Below are 21,653 nucleotides of genomic sequence, written 5' to 3'. Positions count from 1 at the left end.
GGGGGGGCGGCGCGGGCGGCTCGCGGGGCCGGTGGGGCGGCGAGCCGCGGGAGGGGCGTGACGGCCGCGCCGGCGGGCTTTGGCGGCGTGCTCGGACGGCTTCGCCGTCCGAGCACGCGAGCCGAACCCCTCCTGCGTGAAAGGCCCGATTACCCGTGCGTTACCTCTCCGACTTCAAACGCGCCGCCGTCCCCGGCTCTCGCTGGATGTGCATCAACCGCACCTTCCCCATGGTGTCCGGGCTGCGCACCATCACCCGCGGCAAGACCGTGCTCCACTACGACGCCGTGAAGGCCGACGGCAAGGCCGTCCACAATGGCCGGATGGAGTGGCCGAAGGCCGCCGAATGCCGCATCGATGGCGACAGCGTCCACGTCCTTCACAGCCCCGAATCCGACCGGATCTCGTACACCTGGACGCTGCTTCCCGACAACGCGCCCGTCGAGGCGCTGCGACCGCCGCGCTTCATCGCCGCCCACCCGCTCAACCACGACCACCGGGGCCCAAGCGACACCCCGTGGTGCATCTTCGACACCGAACGCGCCCGCGTGGTCAGCACCGCCGGTCCGAACGCCGACGGTGACGGCGCCTACTTCGCGACCCGAGCCGACGCGGACACAGCTATGGCGAAGCTCGCCCCGCCGGCAATGCTCTCGCCGTCGGCAACTGTGAAGACCCGGGCCCCCGCTGCCGCCCGGCCGTCGGTTTACACCCTGCGACCGCGTACCCGGGAGGAGCGCGGGTGCTGGTGCCCCTTCCCGCCTGGGTGCCACGGATCCCCGTGTGTCGCCGGGCCGAGATGGAAGGTTCGCGCGCTGGTACGCCAACGCCACGACTGGGCAACTGCCAGCCCGACCACCGTCATCAGCGAGGCCCGACGGGCATCGGAGCTGTCGCGCCTGGCGGACCTGCTGGCCGAGACCCGGACGGAGTTGCGTGCCGCCCGGGAGCCGAAGCATGCGGAGCCAATGGCGGCCGAGCCGTCCGACAGCGACGAGCGGGAGCCGTGGGGGCCTGTGCTCGCGGAGATCCTGCCCGCCAATACCTGACCAGCGGCTGTGGCCCGCGCCAGAGGAACTGACGCGGGCCACACCGACCTCACTGAACTCCCCAGCCTGATTAGAAGGATGCACCGTGCAGCGCAACCAGCGCCCGATCCCCCTGATCGTCGACGCCTACCTCGCGCCCAGAGACACCGATCCCGACCTGACCGAGTGCGAGCGCAAGCGGCGCGAGCAGCCCTTGCCGGTGGCCGATCCCCGACTAGCGAACGACGTGCACACTCTGCGGCAGGGCGATGACATCTGGCAGCGGGTCGGCCCAGACGAATGGCTGAGCGCCTGCCGCGCCGGCGTTAGGCCGCAGCCGTGCTTTCACCGGCACGACACCCTCACGATGCTCCGGTTTGGCCCGGCCACCACCGTGCCGAGCTGGCCGGTCGACGAGCTACAGCGCTTCGCCGCTGCGCTCGTCGGCCGGCAGGTGACCATCCGTGCAGGGGTTCCCGGCACCGGCGGGCAGGTGCTGCACGTGCAGCACGCCGAAGGTGGGTTCCTCTACGGGAAGGTGGAGCGCCCGGCCCGGTGGGCGACCGGTTACCCACTGGTCGCCGTACACCTGACCGAAACCGGGCTACTGCCCGACCGGCCACACCCCGTAATGGCCGACCGATCCGGGCACCCGATCACCGTCGGTGACCTGGTCAACGAGTACACCAGCGGCCGGATCGGACCCGAGCCGGCCGGGCAGCTCGTCGGTACGTTCCGGGTCGTCGCGGTGAACGAGCCCGAGGGGTGCTCTTCACCGATCGGTACGCCGACCGCGGCCTGGTCGAGGCGGTCGCGTTCCCCGCCAACGTCGAGCGCGTCGACCAGGCGGCCACCACCAAGGCGCAGGTGCAGATCGTCAGCAACGGCGTCACCGCGCCCCTGGTGCGCATCACGAAGACCGAGGCCCGCCAGCGATGGGACGCGAACGATTACGTGGCCGTCACCAACGACCGCTACGACGACGGGCATCCCGGCTTCGCGATGCTGCCCAGCGCGATGCTGCAGGACTTCCCGACGTTCGACGCGATGGCCGCCGCGTCTATCGACGGGCGCCGCCCGTCGGCGCTGCACTTCTCGAAGCCCGACCCCGCCAGGCTGGACGGCAACGCGGTGGCGCTTGAAGCGAAGCGAGTCGTCCGACAGTTCCAGCGGTACACCTCGGAGCAACGCGCGGACCGTGCAGCCTCGCACCGGCTCGGGCACCGGCAGAAGACGGCGCTCGGGGAGCACTTCTACACCCACCCCGGCCTACCCGGCGTCGCGTTCGACAGCCGCAAGCGGGCCGCCGAGACCGCACACCGCAAGCTCGGCCAGCAGCCGACACCGGGCGTGCGGGTGGTGTCAGGGCCGCACGAGCCGTCACCGACGGTTCGGCACTGCGACGTCGGCGGCGAGGCGCTGCCCGGCGACGCGAGGTGGTGGCTCGTGACGGCACCCGACCGGGGTTGGGAAGCCCACCACGGCGCTTCCTGCGCCACCCACATCGGCAAGGCCGACGCAGCACCCGCCGAGAACCCTACGCAGCGCAGCCCTCACGGCCACCCCGCAGCCGAGCAGGCGGCCGACGACGAGCCCGACCCGCGGAAGCAGCCGGCCGACCAGCCGGCGCTGCACCTCCCCGCCAAGAGCTGACCCACCCCGGGTGGCCCGCGCCACGGCACGACACGGGCCACCCCCAGCACAACCCGGATTCCCACCTTGATCGGAAGGACGCACCGTGCAGCGCCATCAGCACCCGGTCCCCTCGACCACCGAGGACTACCTCGCGCCCCGAGATACCGACCCCGACCTGAGCGAACACGAAAAGATCGTCGCCAACCACTCCGGCGGTAAAGACGGGCTGGCCACCGTCATCGTCACCGCCGCCCGGGCCACGGCCGCCGGGGTACTGGACCGCGTGGTCGTCCAGTACAACGACCTCGGCCGCGTCGTATGGCCGAGCACCCGACAGGCTGACGCGGAGCTCACCGCCGCCGGCGTCACACCGTGGCTGGTCGACGCGTTCGGCGACCGACCCGGCTGCCGAGACCTCGCCCAGGCGCACGCCGAGCACTTCGGGCTCCGGTTCGAGGTGCGCGGCAAGGAAGGCCACGACCTGCTCGACGAGGTGCAGCGGCGCGGGCAGTTCCCCGACGCGGCGCGCCGCTGGTGCACAGCACGGCAGAAGCGCGAACCGGGACATAAGTTCCTCACCGAACTCACCCGCGAGCTGAACCTGGACCGGCCCGCACGGATCCTCTACGTCTTCGGGTTCCGCGCGCAGGAGTCACCGAGCAGGGCGAAGAAAATCCCGTACGCGCTGAACACCGCGGCGTCGAACAAGACCCGCCGGCACGTCTGGGACTGGTACCCGGTGCACCACTGGACCGAAGACCAGGTGTGGGCGCAGATCCGGCAGTCCGGACTGCCCTGGGCGTGGCCGTACGACGCCGGCATGAGCCGCCTGTCCTGCTCGCTGTGCGTACTCGGCTCGAAGAAGGACCTCCTCACCGCCGTACGGCTACGGTCGGGGCTGGCCCGCGAGTACGCCCGGGTAGAGGCGCAGACAGGGCACTCGTTCCAGCACGGCCGCACGATCGCATCCGTCCTCGCCGAAGCCGGGATGAGTCGATGACGCAGCTCGCCCTGCTCGGTCGGGACATGCTGCCCGAGGTCCCCACGTTGTCACCGTGGTGCTTGCGCTCCGAGATCGGGCACCGTCAGAAGTGGCAGCTCGCACGCCCCGGTGAAGAGTTCGACGCCAGCAACTACACCGTCGAACGGATCAACCGCACCGTCGCCGCGGACTTCGTGATCCCCCGGCACTACGCCGGCTCCCACGTCGTCTGCTGGCAATCCTTCGGCCTCTACCGCGCCCACAAGCTGGTCGGAGTGGCGTCGTACTGCGTGACGAGCAAGAAGGCACTCACCCACGCGTTCCCGGAACTCAAACCCGGCGATGAGGCGCTGGAGCTGGGCAGGCTGGTCGTGGCCGACCCGGAGCCCGGGAACACGGAAACCTGGTTCCTCGCCCGCTGCGAGGAGATGCTGCTCGCCTCCGGCGTGCACGCGGTCCTGTCGTTCGCCGACCCAGTGCCGCGCATCGACGCCGACGGCGTGGCCAGGTTCAAGAGCCACGTCGGGTTCGTGTACCAGGGCGGCAATTTCTTCATCGCCGGCCGCAGCGCCAGACGCACGCTCTGGCTGCTGCCCAACGGCGCGGTCCTCAACGGGATCACGATGCAGAAGATCCGCAAGCAGGACGCGGGCCACGAGGCCGCCGAGAAATCACTCATTTCGTTCGGCGCCACGCCAATCCGGGCCGGGCAGGACCCCGCCGCATGGCTGCGCGAGGTCCGCGACGACCCGGCGGTCGGGATCCGACTCCTGCGCCACGGCGGATGCCACCGCTACGTCAAACCGCTCGGACGTACGAAACGCAACCGCAAACAAATCAAGATCAATCGGAGGTTGCGGCCGGACTGGGCCAAGCTGGACAAGAACGCACCACTGCCGTTCGGCCCGTACCCCAAACAGCCCGACGCGCTAACGCTGGCGGCATGAGCGCGCCAGTCACAGTCATCAAGACAGACTCGCCAAAAGGACACACTGCGGGCGGTCAATGCCGTCACGTCCACACCACGCGACGCCGACGGACCGGCCCATCAACGGCAGCGACGACCAGCCAACGTCAGCGCCAGCAACCCTCACAAGACGAGCCAGAGGATGCCCCATGCCAAAGCGGCGGCCCCAATACCCCGACATCGACCTCGACGAGACGACCGAATATTCCATCCGAATCCTACGCGCGGCCGACAACAGAAGCCCGACCGGCGTCGTCCTCTTCGAAGGTCTCACCCGGTTCCGACTGACGCCACTACCCCGAGTCCGCAGCATCCCCGGGCCTCGATATGAAGTCATACCGCTCGCCTACGACCGCGGCCAAGGTTGGCAGTTTCCCACCGACTACCACAACGGCAGCGACATGATCTACAACTTCGGCGACATCTTCTGCATATTCCTCGACCGCTACCGCGACCCCAACAAGCCGTACGGCCCCGACGGACCCACCGTCCGCGAGACTTTAGAGATGAGCGTGGACACCTTCCTCCTACAGAACAGACTCAACGGCATTGAATGGCAATAGTAACGAATGTCACGAGGTAATCGGAAGCCTTTTCGGCGCACACAAAACCATAACCCCCTGCTATGCCTCGGTGCGCCGGTGGTGGCGACCGTTGCTCCCGCGAGCACCGGGCAGCCCGGACACTCGCTCCGCTCGCCCCAAGTCCGGGCCGCCCTGCCGACTCCGCGCACAGTCACCCTCGTGCCTCAAGGCCGGCACAGGGCCAAGAACCCATAAGGAGCGGCCTACGGCCGCGCTGCACCACCCCTTTTTGGCCGCCGGCTGCACCGGTGATTATCGGTATCGAACGTCGGAAGTAAAATCCGCCACGGGCTCAGAAAACATCATGCACACCCCGCATGATCTTTTCTTCGAAACCCCCGCGTCGAATTTGACTACCGCCGCCCGACACCTGGCGAGCAAGCTCGCCCCCGACGGCCAAAAAAGGGGTGGGGCCGTGACGTCATTATCACCGCGAGCTGATCGCGGCCGGGCACGGCCCGCCGGGTGATCTTGCAAAACCATTCGCAGGAATCAGGGATCCCGGATGGACAACTAGACCCTTAATGCTGTAATATTACATGTGTGAGGGAGGAGGTAGCAGCCCCCACCCACACAACCAAAAACCCCACAACGAAAGGCAAAGTCAGCCATGACCACCCTCGCACTACCGGACGTGAACCAGCGCTTCGCCGCCGAGCGAATCGTGCAGATCAACCGGGCCGCCGACAAGCAGGCCGGCATCGACGCTCAGATCGCCGACGGCAAGCTGCGCAACCTCGGCAACGGCCGCTACCTGGTCACCGATCCGGATAGCTGGGACAACGGCGAAGTCCTCACCATGAACCAGGGCGAGTTGCTGCCCGAACACGGCCTCGACGAGACCACCGGGCAGGTTGCGCTCTACACCACCACGCCCGCGTGGCACCAGCTCGGCAACGTCATCCCCGGCGGCACCACCGACATTGACCAGGTGCTCACCCTCGGCGGCATCGACTTCAACGTCAGCCGCCGCCCCGTGCTCTACCAGGCCACCCCCACCGATCAGCCCCGCATCCTGGCGGACCAGTTCGTCAACATCCGGGAGGACACCAACGCCGGTCTCGGCGTGGTCGGAGCCCGCTACGAGGTGCTTCAGAACCGGCAGAGCTTCGAGTTCCTTCAGGACCTCGTGGACGACTACGCCGTCACCTGGGAGTCCGCCGGAGCGCTGCGCGAGGGCCGCAAGGTCTTCGTCGCCATGCGCCTGCCGCAGACGGTCACCATCGACGCCGCAGGCGTCAACGACGAGATCGTGCCGTTCATCGTCGCTCTGAACAGCCACGACGGATCGAGCCTGTTCCAGGTCGTGGTTACCCCGTGGCGTCCGGTCTGCGGCAACACCGAGCGGTTCGCCGTCCGCGACGCCCTCACCCGCTGGGGCGTGCGCCACACCCGCAACGCCCGCGACCGCATCGAAGAGGCCCGCCGCACCCTGCGCCTGTCGGTCGACTACTTCGACCACTTCGCCGCCGAAGAGGAAGCCCTCGCCCGCACCAAACTCGCGATCAACGAGTTTCACGAGGTCCTTGGCGACCTGTGGAAGACCCCCGACGAGGACGCCCCCACCCGCACCATTAACAAGCACACCCAGCGGCTGGAGATCCTGACCGACCTCTACGACACCAACGCCGCCCGCCTCGGCCGCACCGCCTACGCCGCCGAACGCGCCATCACCGAGTTCGCCGACTGGAAGACCACCATCCGGCCCACCGGATCGCTTCGCGGCAACAACCTCGCCGCCCGCGCTACCGCCGTCATGGAGGGCCGCGCCGACGAACTGAAGAGCAAGGCCCACCGCCGCCTTCTCACTCTCACCCGCCGCTGACCCACCCCGGGGCGCGGGCACCGACTTACCGGTGCCCGCCCCTCGCGGCCCTAAACCGCGTCGACGCGCATCGAGCACGCCGACGCGGGCTGCCGCTCCCGCACCTCACGGCCGTACATCAGAGGACCTGGCCGACGCCCCGCTCATCCTCACCGACAAGGCGAACATCCTCGGCCGCCGTCCCCGCACCTTTGACAAGCAGTCGAAGGAGAACCCATGGACCAGCACCCGCCGCGCGCCCGCGTGAACCCCTACACCCTGTATCCAGGCATGGTTGTCGTGTTCCGTAACGGCGGTGATGGCTCGGAAAGTCTGGCGATGATCCAGCCACGCGGTCCCGTCGGGCAGTGCGTGGTGCAGCTCGAAACCGGTCCGGTGGTGGCCGTCTCCGAGGACCGAGAACTCTTTCAGCTCGACTGACCGCAGCGCCGAGCCCCGGACAACCTCGGGGCTCGGCACCCTCCGCCCCCGCATCCCCGCCCAGGAGCAAACGTGCCCAAGCCCATCGGACTGCCCCACGGCGTACGCCTACCCCGCACCTTCACCGAAACCGACGCCCGCGACGTCTTCACCGCGTTCACCCGCGCCTACGGCTGGACCGGCTACCTCATCGGCCGCGCCGAAGCACAAGCCCGTATCAGCCCCCGCGCCCTCACCGACACCGAATGGCAACACCTGCACACCAGCGACGACTGGAACCGCGTCAACGCCGCCGCGCACCGCGCCATCGACCAGGCCGACGCCATCGGACACGCCCTCCGACAGGCCGGATTCGGCTGCACCACCTGCCCCGAGATCGTCACCGGCCCACCCGCCGCAACCTGGCGACGCTGCCCCCGCTGCCTCGCCACCACCACCCTGACCGAACTGCAACGCCAGCCCTGCCCCGCCGCCATCGAACCGCCCGCCGCGCACACCTGGCACGCAGGCCGGTGCAGCGCCTGCACCATGCCCGCCCCGACACTCCGCCTCACCGCCGTATCCGACGCCGCCTAGCCCTGGTGTGGGGGACACCGGCCCGGCCGGTGTCCCCCACCCGCCACCCAGCCCAACCCATCCGGGAGACGAAATGCGCCGCCAGCCAGAGCAACCGACCGCCGGTGTCCTGGACGACCTCACCCACGCACTACCCCTCATCGGTCGACACCTGACCGCCGCCGCCGCGCCCGCCCACGGAAACGCCGCGCCCCTCGTGGCCATCACCGGTCCGCACACCACGATCACCGTCGAGCGCAACGCTCACGCCAGCCACCGCATCACCATCGACATTCACGCACCACGAGCCGCCTGAACGCCTCACAGACCGACCACCACCCGGACCGCCCTTCTCGTGGTTCCCGCTCGTGGACGCTCCGGCCGCTGCTTAGGTGCACAGCGGCCGGGGCTGGACCTCCGCTACGCGCAAACCATTACGACCTGCTCTGCCCGCCCCACACGCAATCAGCGCGCTGAAGGCCGGCACAGAGCCAAGCACCCCAAACCGGAGCGGCCTACGGCCGCACAGCCCAAACCCCCTGTCGCCGGCTTCGCCGGCGACCATCCCAGGCCCGCAACGTCACGCCCGTCAACACGTAAGGACCTCTCACGCCCATGCACACCATCGCCGACTTCCGACGCGCCGCCGTTCCCAACAGCACCTGGTTGTGCATCAACCGCCAATACCCAGAGACGTCTGGGTTGCGCACCATCACCGGCGGCACAACCCGGCTGCACTTCACCGGATTCCACGCCGACGGCACGATCACCAACGGCAGTCTCCACATCCCCCGCGCCGACGAATGCCGGATCGACGGCGACACCCTTCACCTGCTCCAACACCCCGACGCGGACCTCATCGTGTGGACGTGGACCCTGCTGGCGCCCACCGCGCAATGGCACGACAAGTACCCGCCCCGGTACTTCGCCGCTACGCCGCTACGCGAAGGGCTACGCGGGCCCGCCGGGAAGCCCTGGTGCGTCTACGACCGCGACCACGACAAGGCCGTCAACGCCGCCGGCCAAGCCGTCGATGACAACGCCGCATACTTCGCCACCCAGACCGAGGCAGACGACCTGGTCCAACGGCTGGAGCCCGCCGGCACGACGTACTACAGCTACGGACACAAGCCCGTCGAAGGCAACTGGACGTACGACATCGATGACATGGCGATCACCTACGGAGACGGGCCCTGGCCCTTCCACCACGGCGAGCGAGGCGGCCCCACCTCCGTCCGACTGGCCCCGAGCACCGCGTACCTGTCCTGGGGCAACGAGATCGTCATGGTCTGGCCGCGCCGCTTCGGACAGGCCGAAGCGGACCTCCACCTCTACGTCCGCCAGCAAGGCAGCTACGCCATGGTGTGGCGGTGCACGGTCGCCATAGACCTACTCGCGGACACCTTCACCGTGCCCGACCACTGCCCGCCCACCCTCCGGGAACAGGCCGCCACCAAAGCACAAAAGATTCTCAACCTCGTCACCGCCGGCCGGCGCGAACGGGACACCTACCTACGACCGCTCACCGCGCGCAACCGGGCCGCCAAGACCGGCCAGACGAGGCCGCACGAGCGCGACCGCCGCCCGAAGCCGCTGCCAGAGCCGACCCCGCCACCGGCGGATGTGCAGACGGTAGAACAGCACCGCGACGTATGGCAGCAAGTTGGCCCCGACGAGTGGCTGACCGCCGTGCCCGGGGACTCCCAGCGCCCACAACTCCACCGACACGACACCACCTCGATGCTCCGCCTCGGAGCCGTAACACCCCTGCCAAGCCCACCCCTGCCCGAACTAGAGCGCATCGGCGCGGCCATGATCGGCAGAACGTTGGTCCTGCCGACCCGCCAGCCCGGCCGCCGGCTCTACGAACTGACCGTGCAGCACACCGAAGCCGGCTTCCTCTACGGCCCCACCGACCGCGGCTACCGCACCGTCGTACACCTGGCCGCGAGCGGACTGCTCACCGACCAACCAGGAGACTTGACCGACCGACATGGGCGGCTGATCCGCGTCGGCGACCGGATCCACGAGTACACCACCTACCGGTTCGGCCTCGAACCGGCCGGACGGCTGATCGGCGCGTTCCGCGTCATAGGACTCAATCCGGATGCTGGTGTGCTCTTCACCGACCGCCACGCCGAACACGGCCAGCCCGAAGCCGTCGCATTCCCCACCGACGTCGAAGTGATCGACTGAGCATCCCTCGTCCGACGAACGACACGGACTGACTGAAACCACCTACCACCGATAGTTCGCAACCCCTTGGTTCCTCGGTGCGCCGGTGGTGGCGACCGTTGCTCCCGCGAGCACCGGGCAGCCCGGACACTCGCTCCGCTCGCCCCAAGTCCGGGCCGCCCTGCCGACTCCGCGCACAGTCACCCTCGTGCCTCAAGGCCGGCACAGGGCCAAGAACCCATAAGGAGCGGCCTACGGCCGCGCTGCACCACCCCTTTTTGGCCGCCGGCTGCACCGGTGATTATCGGTATCGAACGTCGGAAGTAAAATCCGCCACGGGCTCAGAAAACATCATGCACACCCCGCATGATCTTTTCTTCGAAACCCCCGCGTCGAATTTGACTACCGCCGCCCGACACCTGGCGAGCAAGCTCGCCCCCGACGGCCAAAAAAGGGGTGGGGCCGTGACGTCATTATCACCGCGAGCTGATCGCGGCCGGGCACGGCCCGCCGGGTGATCTTGCAAAACCATTCGCAGGAATCAGGGATCCCGGATGGACAACTAGACCCTTAATGCTGTAATATTACATGTGTGAGGGAGGAGGTAGCAGCCCCCACCCACACAACCAAAAACCCCACAACGAAAGGCAACACGATGGGCGAATCTCCCGCCACCTACGAACAGGCCGACCGCGTCGCCGCACTCGTCCGGGTTGTCCGCGCCCGCCACCTCGCGCACCTGCGCCTCACCACCGAGGCCATGCGCGAAATCGTCGCCATCGAGGACAACTACGAACGCAGCCGCCGCACCGTGGTCGTCTTCCTGCACCTGGTCCTCAGCAAGACCCACCCGGTCACCCCCGAGTGCGCCAACCAGATCATCACCGCCGCCGTCTACGAAGTGAACGGCATCGACTGGGCCGCCACCGAATACACGGTCCGATGGATCGACGCCGGACGGTTCTACCTCGACACCATGAGCGGAGGGGCGGGCTTCTGCATGCCCGTCAACCTCACCGCCGACCCCGTCAACATCGAGCAGCACCCGAACGTCTATCTCGCTCCGGTGACGAAGAGCTGACACGCAACCGCCAGCGGCGGCCGGGACAATCCCGCGCCCGGCCGCCGCTGGCGACGCCAACCACCTTCCCTCACGCGCACGGCCAACCCGCCGACGATGCGCCCAGGTGCCCCCACCGGAAGGCCCGCCATGCTCGCGCACCTCGCCACCCTCACCGTGCCCGCATACCTGGCCGCCCTTAACGCGCTACTGGCAATTGCTTTCTTCGTCATCACCCGCCGCAAGTTCACCGAACTCCGCAGCCGCTTAGCCATTGCCGAATACAACGCCAGCCACGACGACCTCACCGGACTACTCAACCGCCGCGCGATCCTCGCGCATCTGCAAACCCAACTCGACACCGGCCGTGCCGTCACCATCGCGGTACTCGACTTCGACGACTTCAAAGCCATCAACGACAACGACGGCCACGCCGCCGGAGACGCCGCACTCATCGAAGCCGCCCACCAACTCAGGACACTTCCCGTGACCGCCGGACGACTCGGCGGCGACGAATTCCTGATCGTCACCACCGCCGACGCGCGCACCGGTGCCGTCCACGCCGCCGCCGCACAGGCCGCAATCAGCACCGCCAGTATCGAGACCGCCGGACGCACCATCGCGTTGTCCGCCACCGCAGGCATGGCCCACGCCCCCGCCGGCATCCGCGCAGCCGACCTCATGCGCCGCGCCGACCGCGCGATGTACGCCGCCAAGCACGCCGGCATTCCGCTCCAGGCATACCACGACCTGATCCCCGACGTGCCCGCCCACGTCCCCCCGCGCCGCCGCACCTACCGCCCCTAACCCGAGCCGGGCCGGTGGCCGGGCTACCCCCACCCGACCACCGGCCCCACCCCTTGAAGGAGCCCAGATGACCGCGCTCACCGCACCAACCATGAAGCTGCGCACCCTGCCCGCCGACCGCCGCCGCGAGGTTCACACCCTGCTCGACGGCGCGACCCGCACCGTCGCCACCGCGCTAGCCCTGCTCGACCTGTGCGACCACGTCCCGACATGGCCCGCCAGCCCCGACACCACGGCCTCCCCGCTCCCCACGGTCCGCGCCGCCGCCGCCCAGGTCGCTCTCCACGCACGCGACGACCGGTGCGACCGGTGCGTCAACCGCCACCACCAGATGCGCGCCGCCGCCCGACTCGCCGAACTCTGGCTGGACCTGTGGCGCACATCCATCCGCCACGTCACCCAACCGCAGCGCTTCCCGTTCAGCCGCGTGCAGTGCGCCGCCGCATGGCTGGCCGACTACGTCGCATGGGTCATCACCGGACGCCCGCACTACCTCCTAGGCCAACCCGCCTAAACCCCGGTGCCGGGCCGGCATCCCGCCGGCCGGGCACCGCACCCGGGGACAACGTCGACGCGCATCGAGCGCGCCGCCGCCGGCTGCCGCTCCCGCCCCTCCCGCGAACAGCGAACCCACCGCACCCGAGCACACCCCGGAGAGCCACCCTATGAACCAGCCGCACATCCGCCACCCCCGCGACCCGCGCCAATCCGTCTGCGGCATACCCGCAGCCGACGTCCGCCGGTGGGAAACCGAGCACCCGCCCCGCATCGACTACACCTGCGAGGACTGCTACACCCAACTACCCGAGGCAGCCCGACCCGACGACGCCACCCACCCGATCGGCGACGCCACTCTCATCGACACCCTGCGTCAGATCGTCGCCAACGGGCAACATGCCAAGATCAACGGTGTGATCGTTGACCTCTGGTCAGCCAGCGTCACGGTCCTGATCTGGGACAACATCCGCGACGACAAACGGCAACGACTACTCACCCTGCCATCTCACGAACTCATCCTTCGCTGCGTCACCATCTACACCCGCCTGAACGCGAAGGCCGACGAGCAATGACCGGCGACCGGTTACCGCAGAGGTTCATCTTCGGACCGTGGGTGTTCAACATCAACGCCGCTCTCGCACTGATCGCCAACGCGCCCCGCGATGCTCAACCACTCAGCGTCATTGCCTGGGCGAACGCCTACGGCCTGCCCCAGCTCGACAACCCGAACCCTGGGCAACCACCCTCATCGGCCCGACAAACAACACCCTCAACCGGACCCACGCCATGACCACACCACTGATCGTGTGCCAGGTCCAGGCCACCGGCCAGGAGCCCGCCCCGCTACTCATCGACGGCACACACCGGCTCTACTGCGCGTGGCGCGAGCACGTGCCACGCCTCCCCGCCTACCTGCTCACCACAGCAGAGACGCGCGAGATCCAGACACCGCGCTGATGCCGCCGCCCGGCCTCACCAGTGACCCGGCCCACCGCAACGAGTGACCTCCCTACCGACGATCGACTGTCAGCAGAGCAGTCCGGCAGCGGCGCGCGCCCGGACATCCCTCCAGCCCCCGCAGCGCACCCCCTCGCACCCTTCGAAGGGAACCAGCATGAGACTGACCCGCCCCGAGCGCGTCACCATCGCTCACGTCTGCGACGACTGGGCACCCAACTACTTCCACAGCCCAATCCACGGCGGCACAGACGCAGCCATCCGCTACATCGCAGACCACCACCTTGACGCGCTGGCCGCAAAATACGGTCGCCCCCGAATCTGGGACGCCGTGACCGCCCACCTCGACGCCCACCCCGACACGCTCACCGCGCCCCGCACCACACGCACCGAACGCGACCACCGCCAGGCCGCCCGCAACGCACGCGCCGACGCCTACCTGAGCGCCGCACTGCACCACCACAAGACCGCCGAGCCGTACGAAACCCTTGCCCTGATCGACCGCGCGGAACTCGCCTCACCCACCTACAAGGACTACGACCGGTACCGCCGTGCCGTACACGGCAACCTGCCGCCCCTCACCCCGACCGACCTCACCGGCACCGGCCTACGTCACCGCGTCACGCTGCCGCTGGCCTACCCCCACCCCGGACCGCCCGTGAGGTACCACGGCAGCGCCGCCCGGCGCTGGGTCTACCCCGGTCACCGCGTCATCGACGGCAACTGGCCCGCCGCCATCCCCGAGCACTGCACCGCCACCGACGATGAACTCATGCAGTGGACCCCCGGCGGCACCGTCCACGTCTGCACCGGCTGCGGACTCGACTACACCTAGACGCCGCAGCCCAAACGCTGGCCGGTCCAGAGCACCACCCCGGACCGGCCAGCCCTCCACCAGCTCACGCCCCCTCACCACCAGACACCGCACCAGCGGCCCCCGAGCCCTCATCCCCCGGCACCGGCTCCGATGTCGCAACCGCCGTCCGACGACGACGAGGCAGCACCTCGCCCAGCTCCCCGATACGCGCCCGCACCGCCGCGCCATCCGCGCCACGCCGACACGACCGCACCCGGGCAACGTCCACCCCGGTCAAATCCGCCGCCAAGCCATCGTCACGGAGCACCGTCGCCAGCACCGCCACGGCCAGGCCGTGAGCCGCCGCAGCCGCCCCGACCTCCTGATCCAGCCGCGCCACCGCTTCGCGTCGCCGGCGCTGCGCCTCCTGCACCGTGCCGGCCGCCTGCTCGACCGCCCGCACCGCCCGCAACTCCAGCTCCTGCCGCCGCCGCAACGCCCGCGTGGCATCATTCCCCGTTTTACTCGCCATTGCTCGACAGTAACGACCGCCCCGATTCACCCGCCAGACCAAACCCCACACTCATTAGCGGAATCGTTCGAACCTAGCCGCAATTCCACACCCAATCACCGCGCCCGCTCAACTTTGGCCACAGCACGGCTGGCCTGCCCAAACCTTTAGCGACCCGCCTCTTGTTCAGTTATAGGGGACACACCCCCTTGCATTCTCGACCGCCACATTGCTAGTTGATCTTCTACGGTCGGGGCATGTTGGCCGTCACGCGCATCTCGCCCGGCGACGGCTACCGCTACGTCATGGAGCAGGTCGCCGCCGGCCGCCATGACCTGCGCCCCCTCGGACACTCCGGCCCGACGCCCTACTACATCAACCACGCTGCGCGCGGTGAGAGCCCGGGCTGGTGGGCCGGCAACGGCGCTGCGGTCCTCGGGGTCCGCGGGTGGGTCACCGAACAACAGATGCGCTATCTCATCGGCCAGGGCCGCAACCCCAGGACAGGATTCCGGCTCGGCCAGAATTGGCGGATCTACGCGCCGATGACCGACGAAAAACGCGACGAAGCTGTACGACGCGCGCTGATACACCTCCCCGATGACGCCACTGTGGAACAGCGCGACAGGGTGTGGCATCGCATCATGAACGCCCCCGAGCGTCGGGCGGTGTCCGCCTACGACGTCACCGTCTCCCCCGTGAAATCCGTGTCGCTGCTGTGGGCGTTCGGCGACGACACGGTCAAGCAGGATGTCGTCGCCGCCCACCACGCCGGCGTGCGCGCGCTGCTCGACCACCTCCAGCGGCACGGTGCCTTTACCCGCGCCGGCACCGACGGTGTCCGTCAGCTCGACACCGCAGGGCTGGCCGCGCTGGTCTTCGACCACCGGATGAGCCGCGAACGCGACCCGCAGCTGCACTCACACATCGTCGTCTCCGCGAAGGTCCAAACGGTCGACAGCAACGGCGAGGCGCAGTGGTTGGCACTGGACGGGCGGGCCTTCTACCGCGCGACCGTCGGCGCCCGCGTCGCCTACGAACGCGCGCTGGAAGTGGAACTACACCAGCGCCGGGGCGTCACCTTCTCCGCCCGCGACGACTCCGGGATCCGGGAGATCGTCGGCGTCAGCGAAGCCTCGCTGCGCCACTACAGCAAACGGCGCGGCGCCATCACCGAGGAGATGGACCGCCGTGTCGACCGCACCGCACCAACCGGCCGTTCACCCGCGGCGCAGTGGCGTCGACGCACCCAGGACGCCACCCTGCGGACCCGCCGACCGGCCAAGGGCGCCGAATCCACCGACCAGGCCGTGCAGCGCTGGCAGGCCGAAGACCGCGCCGCCCGTCTCGACACGCCCGCACAGGTAGGCCGGATCCTCACCGGCGACGTGTCCGACGACATCGCCGCCACCGGCCGTCGCGTCCTGCGCCGCGCCCGTCGAATTAAGCCGGCCGGTGTGGACGAGGACGCGCTACGCACCGCCGCCGACCACCTGCGGATCGCCGGGCCTCAACGCGACCGGGTCATCGGCGCGGCCGTGCGCGGCGACGTGCGCCTGGCGCTCGCCCGCGCCGTGGACAACCTCGGCCGCGAGCGGGCCGTGTTCGGTCGTGAACACCTCGAACTGGCCATCGGCCGGGTCCTCGACCTCACCCCCGGCGATTCGCCGCACGCCGACTGGCAGAAGGTGCAGACCCTCGCCGGTGACGCCATCGCCAAGAACCTCGGCGGGCTGCGGGTGCTGACACCGCCCGCGCTCGTGCAGTGGGGGCCGACGCTGCTGCGCGGCAGCGATCAACACAGCGAATACACCCGCCACCGGGACCTGCAGATGACCACCCACGCGGTGCTCGCCGCCGAGAAGGAAGTCGTCACCTACGCCGGCCGCCGCGGTGCGCGCACCGCCCCCGCCACGGCGCTCGCCGCCGCCACCGCTGCGCTGCGGCTGTCGCCGGAGAAGGCCGAGGCGCTGCGCTTCCTCGTCGGCGATGACCGACGCGTCACCGGCGTCGTCGGGCCCGCCGGCACCGGCAAGACCTACCTCCAGCGCGCCGTCGTCGCCGTCGCACAACACGCCGACGTGCCGGTCATCGGCCTCACCGTCGGACAGTCCGCGGCGCAGCTGCTCGCCGACGCCACCCGCCAGCCCGACGGCACGGTGCTGCGGACCGAGAACATCGCCCGGTGGCTGCACTCGCACGACCGGCCGCCGCCCGGCACGCGCGCCGCCGACTGGCAGTTCGCACCCGGGCAGTGGGTCATCATCGACGAGGCGTCGCAGGTGTCCAGCCACGACCTCGCCCGCCTCATCACCCACCTCGACGCCGTCGGCGGCCGGCTCATCCTCGTCGGTGACCCCGCGCAAATCTCCGCCGTCGGGCCCGGCGGGCTGTTCCGCTACCTCGACAGCCTCGGCGTCACCACCCGCCTCACCCAGGTCCACCGCTTCACCCACCCGTGGGAGGGAGCGGCGTCGCTGCGGCTGCGCACCGGCGACCTCACCGTCCTGCACGACTACGACCGGCGCGGCCGGCTCCACGGCGGGCACCGCACCCTGCTGATCGGTCAGATGCTGGACCGGTGGGTCGCCGACATGGCCGCCGGACACCCCAGCATGATGCTCGTCGAGACCGGCGACGAGGCCGCCGACATCGCCCACCGCGCCCGCGACATCCTCCTACGCGCCGGCCTCGTCCGCACCGGCCCGGCCGTGCGCCTACGCGACGGCAACCACGCCAGCGTCGGCGACATCATCGTCACCCGCCGCAACGACCGACGGATCGGCGCCGGCGGCGCGTTCGTCGCCAACCGCGACCAGTGGCGCATCGACGCCGTTACCCGCGACGGGCAGCTACAGGTGACCAACCTGCGCACCTACGCGGGCGCCGTGCTGCCCGCCGCGTACGTTGCGCGGCACGTGCAACTCGCCTACGCCCTCACCGTCGACTCCTTGCAAGGGCAGACCGTGCACACCGCCCGCGCGCTCGTCGACGAAAACACCACCCTCGCCCGTCTGTACGTCATGCTCACCCGCGGCCACACCCTCAACGAGGCGTACGTCGTCACCGACGACCACCCCCGCGAAGGCACTCCACCGCAGCCGCCCACCGCCCGCATCGCCGTCTTGGCCGACATCATGCGCCGCGCCGCACCCGACCGCTCCGCCACCGAAACCGAACACCAACTCTGGGCCGACGTCGACGCCCTGCACACCTGGACACCCATCTACGACGACCTGTCCGCCCGCGCTCACATCCCCGACTACCTGACCATCCTCGCGGGCATCAGCGGACAGACGATGGCCGATCGGCTCGCCCGTGACCTCGCGCTGCCCGCGCTGATCGCCCGCCTCACCACTCTGCGCGAAGCCGGCCACGAACCCGCCGATGTCCTGCGCCGCGCGATCCGGCCCCGGGAAATCGACTCCGCCGGCGACATCGCCGCCGTGCTGTCCTGGCGCATCGACCGCCTGATGGTCCGCGCCACCGCCGACCCCACCATCGCCACCAACCCAGCGCTCGCCGCCTCCTACACCGACCGCATGCCCGCCGACCTCACCGGCGACATCGGAGACGTCCTGCGCCAGGTCGCCGCCATCTGCGACCGGCGCGTCACGGCGCTGGCCGACCTCGCCGCCGAGCACCAACCGGCCTGGGCCCACGCCCTGGGCGCCGTGCCGCAAGACGAGGCGGGCCGCGATCAGTGGCTCGCCCGCGCCGAGGTCGTCATCACCTACCGCGACCGCTACCAGCTCACCAGCGACCACCCCATCGGCGCCGAACCCTCCCCCGGTGACATCTCGCGGTGGAACGCCTGGCACCGCGCCCGCATCGCTCTCGGCGCCGCCACCCTCGCGGGCCACCTCACCACCACCGACGACAACGAACTCGCGCGGCTCGTCACCGCACAACAGGACATCGACGCCACCGCGCCGCCCTACGTCGCCGACCAACTCCGTGGCGCGCACCTCGACCTCACCGACGCCGAGCACCGCCACCACGACCTCACCCTGCTTCTCGCCGCTATCACCACCGCTGGCCAACGCGCCGCCACCCACGCCCAACACCAGCAGCCCCGCTGGTGGCAACGCGGCCCCTCCCGCGCCCGCGCGCTCGCCGCCCAACAGGAGGCGCAGCAACGCCTCGCCAGTGCCGCCGGCCACCACGCCAGCCTGAGCGCGAAGCTCATCAGTCTCCACACGGTCATCGACCAACGCCGCGAACGCGTCGACAACCTCGAAGCCCACCACAGCCAATGGCGGCGCTGGTACACCACTGCCCTGCCCACCCGCTACGCCGGACTCGCCGCCGCCGCCGAACAAACCCGCCGCGCCACAGCACGCCGCGCCGACCTAACCGACGCCGTCGCCACCACCACCGCCCGCGTGCGCGCTATCGACGACACCCGCCCACAGCCCCACGCCGCACCCGTCCCCGAGCGCCTCGCGCAGTACGCCGACGCCGCACGCCGCCGCACCGGCCTTACACCCAACCAGGCGGTCACCGAGGGAACGGAGCTCGACTGATGCCCACCTACCCGACCGCCTTCGTCGACGAGTCCTGGCTCCAGCAACGCGGCAGCCCCGGCGCCTACCTCATGGCCGCCGTCATCATCGACCAAGACGACGTCCCCGCCGCCGAAGCCGCCGCTACCGCCGCCGCCGGCATCCACGGCGCCTACCACTCCACCGCGCTGTATCACCGGGGGCACGTCGGCACGATCGAAGCGATGCTCGACGTCGTCGCTGAGCACGCCGGCTGGAGCGTCGTCTCCGCGCAGGTGCCCCTCAACGCAGGCAACCGGGATCTCCCACCCTCCGGCCCTCAACGCGTCCGGTCCCACCTCGAAGACCAACGTGAACACGCCCGGCAGGTCAGCCTGGAACGCCTCCTGCGCTACCTCAACACCCAGCGAGTCCGTGACGTCTACCTAGAGAGCCGGGCCAGCCCGGCAGAATGGCAGCAAGCGCGCGACGCCGGTGGTCGCCTACCCCACACCGACCGCAACGACATCCGCGCCTACCGACGCCTCCTCGACCAGGGCGCCATCAGTCACCGCATGCGCCTCATCCACGTCGACGGCCGCAACGACCCGGGACTCTGGATGGCCGACGCCGTCGCCTGGTCCGCCGGCCGCGCCATCCGCGCCGACGAACCGCAATGGTTCAACCGCGTAACCGAGGTCGCCACCATTATCGAAGCAACAACCGGCACCGAACTGCGCCTCAACGAGAGAGGGGCCGCTCCACCAGATGGCGATCGCGACCCCCACAACTTGAGCCAAAGCGCCCAAGCCATGTCCTCACTTACAGTGTACGCCGCCACCCCGGAACCACACCAGACCGGCGCGATCCTGGACAGCCTCGTCGCACAAGCCGAGCAGGCCCGAACACCAGCCTCCGATCAACTGACCCGCGAGGTGCTCGGCTACGTAAGACACATCGCCGAACGCGTGGATCAGCTCAGCAAGACCGTGGATCAAGTGCTTCCACGAGCAGCCGGCACAGCCGATGCGACGCCCGATCGGGCGGCAGTTCCCCGACCCCGCCCCGACCTCGACAGCGACGTCGAGCCTGACCGTGAGCCCGACATCAAACAGTGAACCGGACCGCGGATTGCACGGAGGTCTTACGGGCCACAACTGCGCACCGGAGCCCGGCACCGATCGCGCGAGCGGCGGCGCTACCGGTCAGCCGCCGGCGGCTCCTCCGGATCCGGATCCGACGGACGTGGTCCCTCTGGAGCGCCATGGGACATGCGTAGCAGGGTCTCGATGCGAGTCACCCGGAAACGGCGCCCGAGCACGGTGAGGTCGTCGACGGGCTGGGCATCCAGCTCGTCGGCGGCCCGCTGCAAGGCAGCCGTCTGCTCATCGGTGAGCCTCAGCAGACGCGGCTCGATGTGACGCAGGCCGAACGCGATCTCGTCACGCGCCAACTGAGGTGTGGCCACCGCCCGACTGTAGGGCCGCCACGCTCCCTCGACGCACTCTGCGGCAGAGTAGCGAGTCGGGAGAACGACTCCGAGCGGGTAGGCGGTGACGGCGGCGACGCTGTCGGCGTACACGTCGGCGGGCACCTGCGCGCGCGGATAGTGCGCCGTCGACAGCTCGACCCGCAACATCGCCTCACTGATTCCGGTCACCGCATCCGGATCGGCGACGATCTCCTCATCGAGGAAGCTGTCATGGTCCTCGGCGTCGCGGGGATCCCGGTCCGTGGGCCGCGGCGGCTCGGGACCATCCGCGCCGAACCGCGCGAACGTGTCCACCCGCACAACCCGATACGCCCGCCCGGCGACCATCACCTCGTCGCGCTTCTCCCGATCCAACACATCGACCACGGCAGTCAACTCCGCGGCCAGCCCGGCATCCTCGGTCTCGTCCAGCACCTTCCGCAACCGATGCGCGAGCAGGTCCCGCGCCGCCTGCGGCGTATCCGACACCAACGCGGACACCCGCCACCGTCCGGCCTCGGCCTGCACGCAATGCCCGAACAGCGGAGCGCCCACGCGAAGCCGCGGGTACTCGTCAGCACGCCTCGCCGCGTCGTACTCCGTGACCGCACCAACTGGGTCATCACGCCGCCGTACCCGCATGACCACCGGCTCCGACGTCTCTTCGTCACCCACAGGAGTCATTGTGTAACTACTTAGGACTTGCCGCGTGCAACTGAGGTGGCGTGTCCGCTACTGATGTGACCGGCAGGCGGGCACCGGCAGCACCTGGACCGTACGTCTTCCTCAACACCTCGGGCGGCGATCTGCCGATGCCCTTCGTCCCAGCCTCGCTGAGTATGGGCTACCGCCCGGTCAGGTCTCGGTCAAAATTTTCTGCAGCGCGGCGGTTCACGCT

Annotated in this window: 20 protein-coding genes; 18 read left to right on the top strand and 2 right to left on the bottom strand. The window is 69.5% G+C overall.

Translation table 11 applies throughout. From position 1 onward, the window contains the following. Window positions 1-155: 155 nt before the first annotated feature. The 16 genes from ACIA6B_RS07880 (at window position 156) to ACIA6B_RS07805 (ending at window position 14,328) form a co-directional block, all read left to right on the top strand. The gene (locus ACIA6B_RS07880) at window positions 156-1,049 is read left to right on the top strand and encodes a hypothetical protein (protein ID WP_396772010.1); all 894 of its coding nucleotides are present in this window, start codon (window positions 156-158) and stop codon (window positions 1,047-1,049) included. Window positions 1,050-1,793: 744 nt separating this feature from the next. Next, window positions 1,794-2,681: a hypothetical protein gene (locus ACIA6B_RS07875; protein ID WP_396772009.1), complete on the top strand. Its 888-nt coding sequence runs from the start codon at window positions 1,794-1,796 to the stop codon at window positions 2,679-2,681. Between the two features lie 85 nt (window positions 2,682-2,766). Continuing rightward, window positions 2,767-3,663: a phosphoadenosine phosphosulfate reductase family protein gene (locus ACIA6B_RS07870; protein ID WP_396772008.1), complete on the top strand. Its 897-nt coding sequence runs from the start codon at window positions 2,767-2,769 to the stop codon at window positions 3,661-3,663. Further along, complete coding sequence (locus ACIA6B_RS07865) at window positions 3,660-4,592, top strand: hypothetical protein (protein ID WP_396772007.1); 933 nt, start codon at window positions 3,660-3,662, stop codon at window positions 4,590-4,592. Before ACIA6B_RS07870 ends, ACIA6B_RS07865 begins: the two co-directional genes overlap by 4 nt. A 169-nt stretch (window positions 4,593-4,761) precedes the next feature. Further along, on the top strand, window positions 4,762-5,175 hold the full coding sequence (locus ACIA6B_RS07860) for a hypothetical protein (RefSeq protein WP_396772006.1): 414 nt from the start codon (window positions 4,762-4,764) through the stop codon (window positions 5,173-5,175). Between the two features lie 631 nt (window positions 5,176-5,806). Then, complete coding sequence (locus ACIA6B_RS07855) at window positions 5,807-7,021, top strand: DUF932 domain-containing protein (protein ID WP_396772005.1); 1,215 nt, start codon at window positions 5,807-5,809, stop codon at window positions 7,019-7,021. Between the two features lie 216 nt (window positions 7,022-7,237). After that, the gene (locus tag ACIA6B_RS07850) at window positions 7,238-7,441 is read left to right on the top strand and encodes a hypothetical protein (protein ID WP_396772003.1); all 204 of its coding nucleotides are present in this window, start codon (window positions 7,238-7,240) and stop codon (window positions 7,439-7,441) included. Between the two features lie 72 nt (window positions 7,442-7,513). Beyond that, the gene (locus ACIA6B_RS07845; RefSeq protein WP_396772002.1) at window positions 7,514-8,017 is read left to right on the top strand and encodes a hypothetical protein; all 504 of its coding nucleotides are present in this window, start codon (window positions 7,514-7,516) and stop codon (window positions 8,015-8,017) included. 73 nt (window positions 8,018-8,090) lie between these two features. Then, the gene (locus ACIA6B_RS07840; protein ID WP_396772001.1) at window positions 8,091-8,312 is read left to right on the top strand and encodes a hypothetical protein; all 222 of its coding nucleotides are present in this window, start codon (window positions 8,091-8,093) and stop codon (window positions 8,310-8,312) included. Between the two features lie 299 nt (window positions 8,313-8,611). Then, window positions 8,612-10,192 (top strand): hypothetical protein, encoded by a 1,581-nt coding sequence (locus ACIA6B_RS07835; protein ID WP_396772000.1) that lies wholly within the window; start codon window positions 8,612-8,614, stop codon window positions 10,190-10,192. Window positions 10,193-10,763: 571 nt separating this feature from the next. Beyond that, window positions 10,764-11,252: a hypothetical protein gene (locus ACIA6B_RS07830; protein ID WP_396771999.1), complete on the top strand. Its 489-nt coding sequence runs from the start codon at window positions 10,764-10,766 to the stop codon at window positions 11,250-11,252. Window positions 11,253-11,381: 129 nt separating this feature from the next. Next, complete coding sequence (locus ACIA6B_RS07825) at window positions 11,382-12,038, top strand: GGDEF domain-containing protein (RefSeq protein WP_396771998.1); 657 nt, start codon at window positions 11,382-11,384, stop codon at window positions 12,036-12,038. Between the two features lie 67 nt (window positions 12,039-12,105). Next, the gene (locus tag ACIA6B_RS07820; protein WP_396771997.1) at window positions 12,106-12,552 is read left to right on the top strand and encodes a hypothetical protein; all 447 of its coding nucleotides are present in this window, start codon (window positions 12,106-12,108) and stop codon (window positions 12,550-12,552) included. Window positions 12,553-12,703: 151 nt separating this feature from the next. After that, window positions 12,704-13,108 carry a hypothetical protein gene (locus ACIA6B_RS07815; RefSeq protein WP_396771996.1) on the top strand — a complete coding sequence of 135 codons (405 nt, stop codon included), beginning with the start codon at window positions 12,704-12,706 and terminating at the stop codon, window positions 13,106-13,108. Window positions 13,109-13,322: 214 nt separating this feature from the next. Next, complete coding sequence (locus ACIA6B_RS07810; protein WP_396771995.1) at window positions 13,323-13,493, top strand: hypothetical protein; 171 nt, start codon at window positions 13,323-13,325, stop codon at window positions 13,491-13,493. Window positions 13,494-13,650: 157 nt separating this feature from the next. Further along, window positions 13,651-14,328 (top strand): hypothetical protein, encoded by a 678-nt coding sequence (locus tag ACIA6B_RS07805; protein WP_396771994.1) that lies wholly within the window; start codon window positions 13,651-13,653, stop codon window positions 14,326-14,328. Between the two features lie 64 nt (window positions 14,329-14,392). On the opposite strand, the gene ACIA6B_RS07800 is transcribed toward ACIA6B_RS07805, so the two are convergent. Next, entirely contained in the window at window positions 14,393-14,821 is a 429-nt protein-coding gene (locus ACIA6B_RS07800) for a hypothetical protein (RefSeq protein ID WP_396771993.1), read from the bottom strand. Between the two features lie 236 nt (window positions 14,822-15,057). Between ACIA6B_RS07800 and mobF the strand changes: the two genes are divergently transcribed. Together mobF and ACIA6B_RS07790 are read left to right on the top strand one after the other, a co-directional pair. Next, entirely contained in the window at window positions 15,058-19,326 is a 4,269-nt protein-coding gene (gene mobF / locus ACIA6B_RS07795; RefSeq protein WP_396771992.1) for a MobF family relaxase, read from the top strand. After that, complete coding sequence (locus tag ACIA6B_RS07790; protein ID WP_396771991.1) at window positions 19,326-20,402, top strand: hypothetical protein; 1,077 nt, start codon at window positions 19,326-19,328, stop codon at window positions 20,400-20,402. Before mobF ends, ACIA6B_RS07790 begins: the two co-directional genes overlap by 1 nt. An 80-nt stretch (window positions 20,403-20,482) precedes the next feature. On the opposite strand, the gene ACIA6B_RS07785 is transcribed toward ACIA6B_RS07790, so the two are convergent. Next, the gene (locus ACIA6B_RS07785; protein WP_396771990.1) at window positions 20,483-21,439 is read right to left on the bottom strand and encodes a DUF5954 family protein; all 957 of its coding nucleotides are present in this window, start codon (window positions 21,437-21,439) and stop codon (window positions 20,483-20,485) included. Window positions 21,440-21,653: the final 214 nt, after the last annotated feature.

The sequence above is a fragment of the Micromonospora sp. NPDC051141 genome, from assembly GCF_044455765.1.
In the GTDB taxonomy this organism is placed as follows: Bacteria; Actinomycetota; Actinomycetes; order Mycobacteriales; family Micromonosporaceae; genus Micromonospora.
The sequence above is the reverse complement of the archived record's forward strand: the minus strand, read 5'-3'. Positions and strand labels throughout refer to the sequence as shown.

What these genes read in the sequence shown, in the direction of transcription:
- ACIA6B_RS07825 (WP_396771998.1), top strand. Translation starts at nt 11,382, where the DNA reads ATGCTCGCGCACCTCGCCACCCTCACCGTGCCCGCATACCTGGCCGCC.
- ACIA6B_RS07855 (WP_396772005.1), top strand. Translation starts at nt 5,807, where the DNA reads ATGACCACCCTCGCACTACCGGACGTGAACCAGCGCTTCGCCGCCGAG.
- ACIA6B_RS07860 (WP_396772006.1), top strand. Translation starts at nt 4,762, where the DNA reads ATGCCAAAGCGGCGGCCCCAATACCCCGACATCGACCTCGACGAGACG.
- ACIA6B_RS07840 (WP_396772001.1), top strand. Translation starts at nt 8,091, where the DNA reads ATGCGCCGCCAGCCAGAGCAACCGACCGCCGGTGTCCTGGACGACCTC.
- ACIA6B_RS07815 (WP_396771996.1), top strand. Translation starts at nt 12,704, where the DNA reads ATGAACCAGCCGCACATCCGCCACCCCCGCGACCCGCGCCAATCCGTC.
- ACIA6B_RS07805 (WP_396771994.1), top strand. Translation starts at nt 13,651, where the DNA reads ATGAGACTGACCCGCCCCGAGCGCGTCACCATCGCTCACGTCTGCGAC.
- ACIA6B_RS07865 (WP_396772007.1), top strand. Translation starts at nt 3,660, where the DNA reads ATGACGCAGCTCGCCCTGCTCGGTCGGGACATGCTGCCCGAGGTCCCC.
- ACIA6B_RS07790 (WP_396771991.1), top strand. Translation starts at nt 19,326, where the DNA reads ATGCCCACCTACCCGACCGCCTTCGTCGACGAGTCCTGGCTCCAGCAA.
- ACIA6B_RS07785 (WP_396771990.1), bottom strand. Translation starts at nt 21,439, where the DNA reads ATGACTCCTGTGGGTGACGAAGAGACGTCGGAGCCGGTGGTCATGCGG.
- ACIA6B_RS07835 (WP_396772000.1), top strand. Translation starts at nt 8,612, where the DNA reads ATGCACACCATCGCCGACTTCCGACGCGCCGCCGTTCCCAACAGCACC.
- ACIA6B_RS07820 (WP_396771997.1), top strand. Translation starts at nt 12,106, where the DNA reads ATGACCGCGCTCACCGCACCAACCATGAAGCTGCGCACCCTGCCCGCC.
- mobF (WP_396771992.1), top strand. Translation starts at nt 15,058, where the DNA reads ATGTTGGCCGTCACGCGCATCTCGCCCGGCGACGGCTACCGCTACGTC.
- ACIA6B_RS07850 (WP_396772003.1), top strand. Translation starts at nt 7,238, where the DNA reads ATGGACCAGCACCCGCCGCGCGCCCGCGTGAACCCCTACACCCTGTAT.
- ACIA6B_RS07810 (WP_396771995.1), top strand. Translation starts at nt 13,323, where the DNA reads ATGACCACACCACTGATCGTGTGCCAGGTCCAGGCCACCGGCCAGGAG.
- ACIA6B_RS07800 (WP_396771993.1), bottom strand. Translation starts at nt 14,821, where the DNA reads ATGGCGAGTAAAACGGGGAATGATGCCACGCGGGCGTTGCGGCGGCGG.